This window comes from Mycolicibacterium sediminis, assembly GCF_010731735.1.
GTDB classification, from domain to species: Bacteria; Actinomycetota; Actinomycetes; order Mycobacteriales; family Mycobacteriaceae; genus Mycobacterium; species Mycobacterium sediminis.
Genome location: NZ_AP022588.1, coordinates 3,427,228 through 3,437,453 on the forward strand (window position 1 = coordinate 3,427,228; position 10,226 = coordinate 3,437,453).

Consider the following 10,226-nt stretch of genomic DNA (forward strand, 5'->3'; position numbering starts at 1 on the left):
CCTTAGTTGTCGCCCGACCCATGGCCGGACTTGTCGTTGGTGCGGGACTTGCCGGTGTCGCCACCCTTGCCGGCGTCGCCGCTCTTGCCCGCGGTTCCGGACTGGCCTGCGTTGCTCGCCGCCGATCCGGTGGTGCTGCCGGGCTTGCCGGTGGTGCTGCCGCCGGTGGTGCCGCTCGACGCGCCAGTGCCGCCGGTGGCGTTACTGGGCTTGCCGGTGGTGCCGCTGCCCGACGTACCGGCGTTGGGGCCGGTCTTGTCGTCGCCGCCCTTGTCCTTGGTCCCGTTCTTACCGAGGCCGAGCGAGTCGGCCACGGCAGAGCCCTGATTGCCGCCGATGGTCTTCTCGACCGCGTCGCGGAGACGGGAGGAGAAGGACCCGTTCGAACCGGTCCCGGTCGATCCCGTCGTCGTGGACGGAGTGGTCGGGATGGTCGGGGTGGTCGGGGTGGTGCCCTGGTCGGTCGACGTCGCCGGCTTGGGCGTCTGCCCGATGCCGACCGTGGACGTGCCGAGACCCGAGGACGACGCCACAGGCGTCGTCGGGGTCCCGGTGGTCTGGGTGCCCCCGGTGGTCTGCGGCGCGGTCGTGATGGATGCGACGTCGATTGCCTGAGCCGAAGGCGTCTGGCCCGAGGGCTTTTGCGTCGTCTCGGGTGTCTTCTCGGCGAGCGTTTCGTCGGTGGACTTGAGCGAACGCAGGGCGTCGAGTCCGCGCAGTTGCTCCGGGGTCGCGCCAGTGGTGTCGGTCGTCGTGGTGGGGTTCTCCACGGCCGGTGAGCCGTAGTCGCCGAAGAACTGTCCGAAGATCGTCTTCACGTCGTGCGCGACGATCTGGTCGAACCGCAGGTTCGTCTGCTGAGAACTGCCGATGCCGGCGTTGACGCTCTCCTCGGTGGACGGGACGGGCGTGGGGTCGCCCGGCGCGCCCTGCGAGTACTGCCAGGAGTGGTTGTCCAGCCAACCCTTGATCAGCGTGTTGCCCGGGTCCGCCTTCGACAGCGCGCCGACGATGCCCTCGGGCGTGATCTCGTTGGGCCACACGCAGTTCGGGCAGTACGACATGCCGGGAGCGAAGGGGTTGAAGGCCACGACGGCCGCCGCGAAGAGGTTCGTCACGGCCCGCCCGAGCTCCTGTCCCGTGGGGATCTGGATCGGGTTGCCGGCCGGGTCGGCCTGCAGGTGGTCGATGAACGCCTGATACCCGTCGGCGGTCACATCGGTGAGGTTCACGGTCTGACCGGCCCACGGCTGCAGATAGCTGCCGTCTTCGGCGGTGACGGTACCGGGGAGGTCGTAGGGCTTGCCGTTCTCGTCGACGTACGGGTTGGTCGGCACGTAGCCGCCGAAGCTCTGCTGCCCGGTGGCGGCGGGATCGTAGTAGTAGCCCTGGTAGAGCGCGCTGATCGGGACGGTGAAGAAGTTGTTGACGATCGGCAGCGGCTTCAGCCCGACGGTCGTGAGGAAGGCGTTCTCGGCGTCGAAGGGCACGAACGGGGCGCACACGGTGGTGCCACAGAGGCTGTTCGCCGGCAACTCGGTGATGGCGAGCGCGGTGAGCGTGTCGCCGACAGGCCCTGAGATGTAGGGGTTGGGCAGCAAGAGCATCGCGGGGCCCCGGTACTTCGGCGGATCGCCCGGGTCGGAGCCCCAGACGTTGGTCGCGTTCGAGACCCAGAAACTGCCGGTGAACAGGTAGGCCGCGGACGTGTAGTTGACGGCGTCGACCTCGTACTTGGGGATGTTGATGATGTCGATGGCGATGTTGATCGGGATGTTGAACGGGCTCGACGCCGCGGTGAGGATGATCCGGGTCGTCACGACCCGGGGTGCGTCGGTGGCCTTGACGGATACCGCGGCGGACGAGGCGACCGGGGCGGCGGCCACCGAACCCGTCGTGAGGCTGGCCGCGGCGACGATCGCGGCTCCCGCCGCGAGCAGGGGGTTGACCGATCGCTTGCCGGTGGTTCCGGTACCGGCGTCCACGGCGACTGCCGGGGCGCTGGGGCGGCGGTCAGCAGCGCGATCACGGCCCGCCGTCGGCGCGGTCCGGTTCTTGCGGTGCTTGCCGCCATTGGTACTAGACGCCATCGTCAACCCTCTCAATATTCCTTCGCGTTCCCGACCCGCTCAACCTAGCAGGGCAAACTATACGTCAGTTTGCAGTCCTGGCAAATTCTCTCACTGCGGTAAACCCGCTGACCAGTGGGTCAAAATAGGGCCTCAGCAAACTTTCAGGACACTATGACCGAACTACCGGCAAATCTGTCGCGTTGGTGACCGCGTGCCCGCGGGTGATCAGTCGGTAGCCCACGGCCGGTGGCCGAAGGAATCGAGGTGGGTGATGTCGCCCACCGGTCGGCGCGTCGTTGGTCCGTACCGCCCGCGTGGCCAGCCCAGGGGCACGACGGCGCACGGGGTGACCGACCGCGGCAGCCCGAGGATCCGTCGCGCAGACCCCTTGCTCCACAGGGGCAGGGTGATCAGCGAGGCGCCGAGACCCATCGCCCGCGCAGCCAGCAGCAGGTTTTGCACGCTGGGGTAGATCGAACCCCAGTAGCCGGACAGGGATGCGTGCGGCATGAGTCCGAACGGCACCCCGCCCTCGCGCAACGGCAACCGCAGGCATGCGACGACCAGGACCGGGATCTCGGTGAAGTGATCGACCTGCCACTGCACCGCTCGCGCCGTCTTGGCCATCGACTCGTCCCTCTTGACGATGCGCCGAAGAGCGGTCAGCCAGTACACCTTCCACGCCTGCCGGTACTTGCGCGCCAGTCGCGCCTTGACGCGGGGATCCCGGACGACCACGAACTCCCAGTTCTGACCGTTGGCGCCCGTGGGTGCGCGCAGAGCCAGTTCGATGCAGCGCAGCACCACCTCGTCGTCGACGGGATCGGGGAGGACCCGGCGGATCGCCCGCTGCGTCTCCATGGCCTCGTCCAGTGGCATGTCCAGGCGCGCAAGGGCATCGGCGGCGTCGGGCACGCGACCGTGCGGTCCCACGGGACGCGGCGACGAGATCGGTGCTTCACTCACGTCGCGCTCCGACTCTGGGGGTTGTCGGCGATCCATGCCGCCGTGAACGAGTTGAGGTCGGCGATGGCCTGACGCATCTGCGTCGCAAGGTACCCCTCGATCCTTCCGCCGACCACCGGCAACTTGAACGCCACGGTTCCGGCAAACGTTAGCCGGGAACCCACACCCTCGGCTGCCAGGAAAGCCGTGCCCGACCCCGTCAGGGGCGCACCCACCGCGCGGACGTCGATGTCGCCGGCGAACTCCCGAGGGCCGGTCGGTCGCCACCGTTCGTACCGGTGAATGGTGAGGTCGGCGGGGTAGAGCTTGCCCAGGACCCCCGGCAGTGCGTCTCGGCGGAGATCCTGGCTGGTGGTCACCGTGACGGAGCCGTCGTCGGCGCGATCGAACGTGTCCAGGACGATGCCGCCGCCGAACGCGGCGATGCGATCCAGCCAATACGTCCGTTGGCCAAAGGTATTGCCGACCTGTTCGACGGAGGCCTCCGACGTGAAGGAGGCGTCGATAGTCCGTGCCATGGGACCCGACGGTAGTCGCTCGCTGCCCTGTGTCGACAATCGTGATTGGTTGCCGAATTGACGCGACGGCGAATTACTAGTTGTTTGCTTGTGTCTGAGCCGACCACTGATCCAACAGTTGTGCTGCGAAAAGTCGCGCTTCGTCGAGTTGCTGAGGTTGCACGTTGGTGGGGGGAATGCGAACTCCGAGATACCGTTCGCGGTACTGCCCGGAACCGAGGAAGCTCGTCAGGGACAGCATCGAGCGCACCTGGCCGCCGGGGTAGGTGAAGTGAATCCCGCCGAGCATCCGGCCGCCCCGTTGCTCGCCCATCGTGCGTACCGCATCCATGTTCTCGCGCCAATACCGACGGCATACGACGAAAACAGCAAAGGATTTGCCGGAGAGGGTCGTCTTTGCCTCATCGGACTGGAGGAACGAGCGGATCGGCATGCTCGCGTCCTTCCACCAGGTGGGCGATCCGATGCACACGAGGTCGTAGTCGCCGGTCCTCACCTCGTCCGGTGTGCGGATCTCCCCGCTAACCTTTCGCGACTGCGCGGGCAGGACCGAGAACATGTCCCGCCAGACCCGTTTCATGGGAAATCGGCTGAAATTGTCCGCGAACCGGGGATCGGTGAATTCGATCGGCGCTGCGTCCACCTCGCACCCGCGCTCACGGAACACGTCACCCGCGGCCTCGAGTACGCCCCGGGATTGCCCGGTGAAGGAGTAATAGACCAGTAGGACGCGGGGCTTCGGCTGGGATTCGGTCGGGTCGTTCGAGACGTCAGTCACGTCGGGACCTCCTGGTGGTGCGCGCGGGAATCGGCGCGTGAAGGGCTGTCATTCCCGAAGATACGTCGCGGCACGAACCGGTCCCGCCGCGCCGAACGGAGGACGGCCTGCGGTGCGGCGGCGCCGCACGGCCTCCAGCAACCGCCTCTGCGATGCCCGCCGTGCGGTCACACCTGGAGGCGACGGCGGTTCACGGCTCGGGCGGACGGGTGCCGGGACGTGCCGTCGGTCGTCGTGGACGAGGCCATGACCGACGAGCGGCGGAGTTAGCTCGCCGGGCGGAAAAACAAAACCAAAGGGATGACAAATGTTTTGCTGACATTGCGAATTGGGTCGTGTAGAAGTTTGGATATTGCAGTCGTTTCCGCGGACTTTCTAAGGTGAGGTAAGCGCACATGAATGGTCGAGTCGACACCCTCAATCAGCGTTGCCCGCAGGCTCATCGCAAGGGTCGGGTTGCGAGTGCGATCGGCGCGATGGCGATTGCTGGCGCGATGGGAATGGCCGCAACCACCCCCGCCACCGCCGCCACCGCGTTGTTCGTGGGCGGAATTCTGGCGCCGAACGTGCCCGAGTTCATGATGAGCCAGGCGCTCGGTGGCCAATTCACCGGCACCGACGAGGCCTCCGGCACGCCGTGGGTGCGGCAGAGCGTGTTCTGGCCCGCCCAGGCGGGCCCGTTCCTGGGGGTGGTGACGCTGGACCAGTCGGTCGCGACGGGCACCGCGAACCTGGTCGCCCAGATCGCGGAGGCCCAGAAGAGCGGCACCGGGCCGGTCACCGTCGTCGGGACGTCCGCGGGCTCGCTGGTGGTCGACGAGGCGCTGCGGTACTTCAAGGAGCACCCGGATCTAGCGCCCGATCCGAACCTCGTGAACTTCATCGTCATCGGCGACGGCAGTCGCCAGGAGTCGTTCACCAACTCACCGATCTTCACCACGGTGAGTGGCTACACGTACAAGTCGCCCGTGGACACCCCCTACGACGTGACGGTCGTGAGTTACGAGTACGACGGCTTCGCCGACTTCCCCGACCGTCCGCTCAACCTGCTGGCGGTCGCCAACGCCGTTGCCGGAATGCTGGTGCTGCACACCGCCACCTTCTTCGCCGACATCTCCAAGCAGGCGCCCACGAGCGTGGTCACCGATCCCGACACCAACGGCACCACTACCCGGTACTTCCTCAAGCCACGGGAACTGCCGCTGGTCACGCTGCTCCCGTTCCTCGCGCCGATGCAGGACGACCTCAAGGCGATGATCGACGCCGGCTACAGCCGCAACGACGCCGTGGCGCCGTCCGACGACTCGAACGCCATGGCCACGGACTCGGCGGCCACGGACTCCGCGGCGGCCGCCACCGGCCAGCCCGTCCCGGATCCGGCGGCCATCCCGACACAGGACTCGGCCAGGCTCGTGTCCTCGTCGTCCGTCGGGGAGCAGCGCGCCGCGTTCTCCGCCGTCGAGTCGCCGGGTGCCGATTCGCCGGCCGGTGACACCGTCGACGCGTCGGCGACCGCAGGCGGTTCGCCATCGGTGGCCGGACTGGACGCCCGGACCTCAGCGGCCGGGTCGCCCACCACCGGATCGCTGACCGCCGGCAGGTCCGGCGTGACCTCGTCGTCGACCGGCGGCACCCAGGGCGCGGTCGGTGCGCCCCTCACCGCGCAGTCGACGCCATCGAGCACCTCGACGCGGCGCGGCACCGCGTCGTCCGCCACGGCGGGCCTGTCGGGTCGCGGTGACCAAGGGATCGGCCGCCCCGGACCGGGGAGTGCCACCCGTGGCGCGGGCGCACCCACCGGCGGCTCGGGCGGCGGCACGGCCGGTCTCTCCGGGAGCCCGGGCGCCGCCGGATCCGCAGGCGATGCCGGGACGCGCCGGACGGGCCAGGCGACTGGCAAGAGCGGGCTCAACGCATCCGGGTCGGCGAGCAAGGACGCGAAGGACGGGAGCGACCCGAAGGACGGCTAGCGTCGGGCCCGCCCATCGCCTCGCGGGCGCCGTTGGGCAGGGGCTTTCGGGCGCACTAGGCTTCGTGGCATGACGAGCAAGGTTTCCGTCGATCTCAGCGGCGCAGCGCAGACGATGCTGACGACGCTGTATCTCAAGGCACTCGACGCCGACTTCCGCCGGCCCGTGCTGGCCGACCGCTTCGCGAAGGCGGCCATCGACCGGATCGACTACGACTGGGCCGATCTCGGCATCACGCAGCGCTGGGCACCGCTGATCACCGTACGCACAGCGCAATACGACATCTGGGCCGCGCAATTCCTTGCCGCGCACCCGAATTCGACGGTCATCCATCTGGGCTGCGGCCTGGACGCCAGGGTGTTCCGGCTCGATCCCGGTCCGGACGTCGCGTGGTTCGACGTCGACTTCCCCGAGGTGATCGCCCTCCGCGAGCAGATCTATCCCACCCGCGCCGGGTACCAGCTCGTGGCGTCGTCGGCGACCGACCCGACCTGGCTGGACCAGATCCCCGCCGACCGTCCGGTGCTACTGCTCGCCGAGGGCATCAGCATGTACCTCACCGAGCACGACGGCGTGGCACTGCTGCAGCGCATCGTCGACCGCTTTCCCTCCGGTGAGCTGCAGATCGACTTCTACAACTGGTTCGGCATTCGAACGCAGAAGTCGCAGACGTTGATTCGCCGATCGGGTTCCACCCTCTACTGGGCGGTGAACGATCCCAGCGAGGTGCTGAACGCCGTGCGCGGCATCCGGTTGCTCGCCGCCACGACGCTCTTCGGCGCCAGCACCTTCGCGAAGGCGTCGAGGACCTTTCGCGCCATCAAACCGCTGCTCCGTCTCGCACCGCCGGTGCGCAACACGCTGCAGTACCACCGCTACGCGTTCGGTCCGGCCGCCCGGTAGGGCGTCAGCGGTGCAGTTGCAGCGCCGCGTCCCGCAGGATCGTCAGGACCTCGTCCACGGAGCGCTGGGCTTCCGGTGCGTACGTGTGGTGTTCGACGGCGAGGTTCTCGCCGAAGATGCCGACCGAGTACATGTCGACGACCGTCGAGGCGCGGTAGATCGTCGTACGCCAATCGGTCACGCTCAGCCCCGGTGGGGTGGGGAGCGGCGGCGTACGACCGAGGTTGGTCGACGACACGACGTCGGGTAGCCCGCGGGGACCATCGTCGTACTGCGGCTTGAAGTGCAGCATCGACGTCTGGACGACCCCGTCCGCGAGGTCTGTGGCGAAGTTGTCGGCGACGTCCCGGGCCAGGTCGACGATGTCGGTGCGGGAGTCGATGTGGGCCAGGTACGTGGCCATGCCCAGCGGGTCGGTGGCCTCCATGGCGCCCACCGGGGGTTCGACCAGACCGCGCAGATCCACCACGTACACATAGGGAATCGGGATCTCGGGCGTCCTGCGCAACCGCCACTCCGCCAGCAGGACGGCCGCCGAGACCAGCGGGTTGAGGAACAGCCGGTTGGCCATGCCGAACTCGAGCACGGCGTTCGTCTCGGCCGCGGTGAGCCGCCCCCGTCCCGTGGGCGCGGGGACCGGTCGCGTCGGCTGCTTGCTCGCCCCGGAGACCGCGGCGGGCGGCAGGTCGTAGGCGAACATCGCCGGCATGAAGCGCTCGAGACCCGAGCGTTGATTCTTCGCGATGCCACGGCGGTCGAGCACCGTCTCGAGCGGCTGCGGCGTCGGGGCCGTCCCGCCGGGACCGGTTCCGCCGGTGGCGACGGCATCGGCGTACCGGGAGAACAGTTCGAACAGCAGCGCCGCCTGGTGGTGCCCGTCGGCGAGGCTGTGATGGACGTACAGCGTGACCTCGGTGTGCCCGTCCACGGCCTTGACGGTGAGGTTGATCAGCGATGCACCGGGGTCGAGGAAGACGTCGTCCGAGTCGGCCGAGGCGATCCAGATCCCCTGGTGCATCAGGTCGTCGGTGACGATCGTGTGCCGGCCACCGGAATCCCGTTCGAGCCGCCCCGCCAGGACGGGGTGGGACTCCAGCAGGGCATCGAACGCCGCGGACATCGCCGCGGTGTCGAACGTACCCGTCAGGTCGAGCGTGATCGCCCCGTAGGTCATGCTCTGGGCGTACCACTCCTCGCTGGGTGCGAGTTTGCGAATCTCCGACGACGCGAACATCATCGAACCTCCAATCCATGGATCGTCGTGCGCGGCGGGATCATCCGCGCTTGCTGGCCCGACGGAAGCCGATCGCCAGGGGAAGTGCGCACAGCAGCAGGATGCCGGCCGACCAGCCGAGCATCTCGAGGAACGGCCGCATCACGGGACCGCCGATGGACAACCCGCGCATCGCCTCGATCGCACAGCTGACCGGCTGGTGCTCGACGACCGGCCGGATCCACTCCGGGTACTGGGCCAGGGGGACGAAGCCGGTGCTGAAGAACATCAGCACCGCCCAGATGCCCTCGCTGAGTTCGACCATGACGGTGCTCGCCGCGTACAGGGACAGCGCGATCACCGCTCCGGTGAAGGCCAGTCCCAGGATGGTGGGGATGAGTACCCACAGCACCGCGGGCCCGACGCCCTGCTGGAACCGGAAGCCCAGGCCCATGCCCACTCCCATGACGACCAGCGTCGTGAGGGTGATCCGGACGGCGTCGGCGGCGATCCGGGACAGCAGGCCGGCCGCCCGGTGCACGGGCAGCACCCAGAACCGCGCGAGCACACCGTCGGTCCGCTCGCGCATGAGGCTGATGCCGGTGACCATCGCCCCGGTCATCGCCCCCACCATGGCCATCAGGGGGACGCTTCCGTACAGCGCGGAGTCGCCCGTGACGGCCTTGATGTTGTCGCCCAGCACGATGTCCAGCGTGACGAGCAGGACGACGGGCATGACGAGCGACTCGACCAGGGTGGCGGTGTCGCGGATCCAGCGTCGCAGCACCCGGGCGGTCATCACCCAGGTGTGGGCGAAGAACCTGCGCGGTGAGTTCTCCCAGTGTCTGCGCAGCCGGTGCCTGCCGGACTGCCCCGCGTCGCTCCACGGGTCCGGAGGAATGACGTCGGCGTGGAGGCGGGCGTCGTGGATCGGTGTCACCGCGGCCATCAGTTCCGCCTCGTGGATGCGCGAGCGTGTAGGACCAGGGTCACCGCGATGAGGCCGACGATCCACGCCAGCGCGGGTCCCACGTTGGCCCACGTCACCGTTCCCGGGACGTCGGCACTGTCACCCGCGAGCGCACGCAGCGCGTAGACGAACTGCGAGACCGGCTGATTCCGCACGAAGGGTTGGATCCACTCGGGGAAGCGTTCGACCGGCTGCATGCCGACCGACAGCAGCCCGAAGAACAACTGCGGCACCAGCATCACCGGGACGGTGGCCTCCGGATTCTCGTTGCTGACGCCGATGAGGTCGCCGAGCAGGGACAGTGCCACGCCGACCAGCAGCATCAGCGCGCAGAAGCCGACGGTGTGCAGCCAGCCGCCGTAGAACCGGAAGCCGATGACGTAGCCGCACACCAGCGCGGTCGCCAGCGCGATCACGCAGCGGTACGTACTGGCCGACATGCGTGACGCGAGCGGCGTCAGCGAGCCGATGGCCATGGCCTTGAAGCGCTTGTTGATGCCCTCGACCGAGTCGGTGGCCGACCGGAAGGCCGCCGACACCGCGGCGAAGGCGACGGCCTGCAGCGCGATCAGGGGCATCAGGTATTGGCCGTAGCTCATACCGACCACGAACGCGCCCATGATGTTCTTGAGCGGGATGTAGTACCCGACGGTGAACATGATCGACGTGGCGATCTGCGTGAGGACTTCGCCGTTGCGCAGGGTGGGGGTGATGACCCGGATGGTCAGGACCCACCACTGCGTGGCGGTCGAGGTCGGCGGCCGATCACTGGTGGGGATCGCGTGGGACATCGCGTTCGACGTCGAGTCTGCCGCGCCCTCGGCGAGCCCGGCGGT

The 10,226-nt window shown here is 68.2% G+C and carries 9 protein-coding genes; 2 read left to right on the forward strand and 7 right to left on the reverse strand.

The annotated features are described in order from the left end of the window. Positions 1 to 2: 2 nt before the first annotated feature. The 4 genes from G6N64_RS16410 to G6N64_RS16425 form a co-directional block, all read right to left on the reverse strand. A complete protein-coding gene (locus G6N64_RS16410) occupies positions 3 to 2,090 on the reverse strand; it encodes a hypothetical protein (RefSeq protein ID WP_163798007.1) in 2,088 nt (695 codons plus the stop codon). 207 nt (positions 2,091 to 2,297) lie between these two features. After that, on the reverse strand, positions 2,298 to 2,951 hold the full coding sequence (locus G6N64_RS16415; protein WP_163801864.1) for a nitroreductase family protein: 654 nt from the start codon (positions 2,949 to 2,951) through the stop codon (positions 2,298 to 2,300). Positions 2,952 to 3,034: 83 nt separating this feature from the next. Continuing rightward, complete coding sequence (locus tag G6N64_RS16420; RefSeq protein ID WP_163798008.1) at positions 3,035 to 3,556, reverse strand: DUF2505 domain-containing protein; 522 nt, start codon at positions 3,554 to 3,556, stop codon at positions 3,035 to 3,037. A 76-nt stretch (positions 3,557 to 3,632) separates the two neighbouring features. Continuing rightward, positions 3,633 to 4,334 carry a flavodoxin family protein gene (locus G6N64_RS16425; protein WP_163798009.1) on the reverse strand — a complete coding sequence of 234 codons (702 nt, stop codon included), beginning with the start codon at positions 4,332 to 4,334 and terminating at the stop codon, positions 3,633 to 3,635. A 476-nt stretch (positions 4,335 to 4,810) separates the two neighbouring features. Between G6N64_RS16425 and G6N64_RS16430 the strand changes: the two genes are divergently transcribed. Beyond that, positions 4,811 to 6,304: a PE-PPE domain-containing protein gene (locus G6N64_RS16430; RefSeq protein ID WP_163798010.1), complete on the forward strand. Its 1,494-nt coding sequence runs from the start codon at positions 4,811 to 4,813 to the stop codon at positions 6,302 to 6,304. Between the two features lie 69 nt (positions 6,305 to 6,373). Further along, a complete protein-coding gene (locus G6N64_RS16435) occupies positions 6,374 to 7,207 on the forward strand; it encodes a class I SAM-dependent methyltransferase (RefSeq protein WP_163798011.1) in 834 nt (277 codons plus the stop codon). Between the two features lie 4 nt (positions 7,208 to 7,211). Here the strand turns inward: G6N64_RS16435 and G6N64_RS16440 are convergent, their stop codons facing one another. From G6N64_RS16440 to G6N64_RS16450, 3 genes are read right to left on the reverse strand one after another with little or no spacing between them, the layout of a single operon-like run. Further along, the gene (locus tag G6N64_RS16440) at positions 7,212 to 8,444 is read right to left on the reverse strand and encodes a phthiocerol/phthiodiolone dimycocerosyl transferase family protein (protein ID WP_163798012.1); all 1,233 of its coding nucleotides are present in this window, start codon (positions 8,442 to 8,444) and stop codon (positions 7,212 to 7,214) included. A gap of 37 nt (positions 8,445 to 8,481) precedes the next feature. Continuing rightward, positions 8,482 to 9,369: an ABC transporter permease gene (locus G6N64_RS16445; RefSeq protein ID WP_163798013.1), complete on the reverse strand. Its 888-nt coding sequence runs from the start codon at positions 9,367 to 9,369 to the stop codon at positions 8,482 to 8,484. After that, positions 9,369 to 10,181, reverse strand: a complete 813-nt coding sequence (locus G6N64_RS16450) for an ABC transporter permease (RefSeq protein ID WP_163801865.1) — start codon at positions 10,179 to 10,181, stop codon at positions 9,369 to 9,371. Before G6N64_RS16450 ends, G6N64_RS16445 begins: the two co-directional genes overlap by 1 nt. Positions 10,182 to 10,226: the final 45 nt, after the last annotated feature.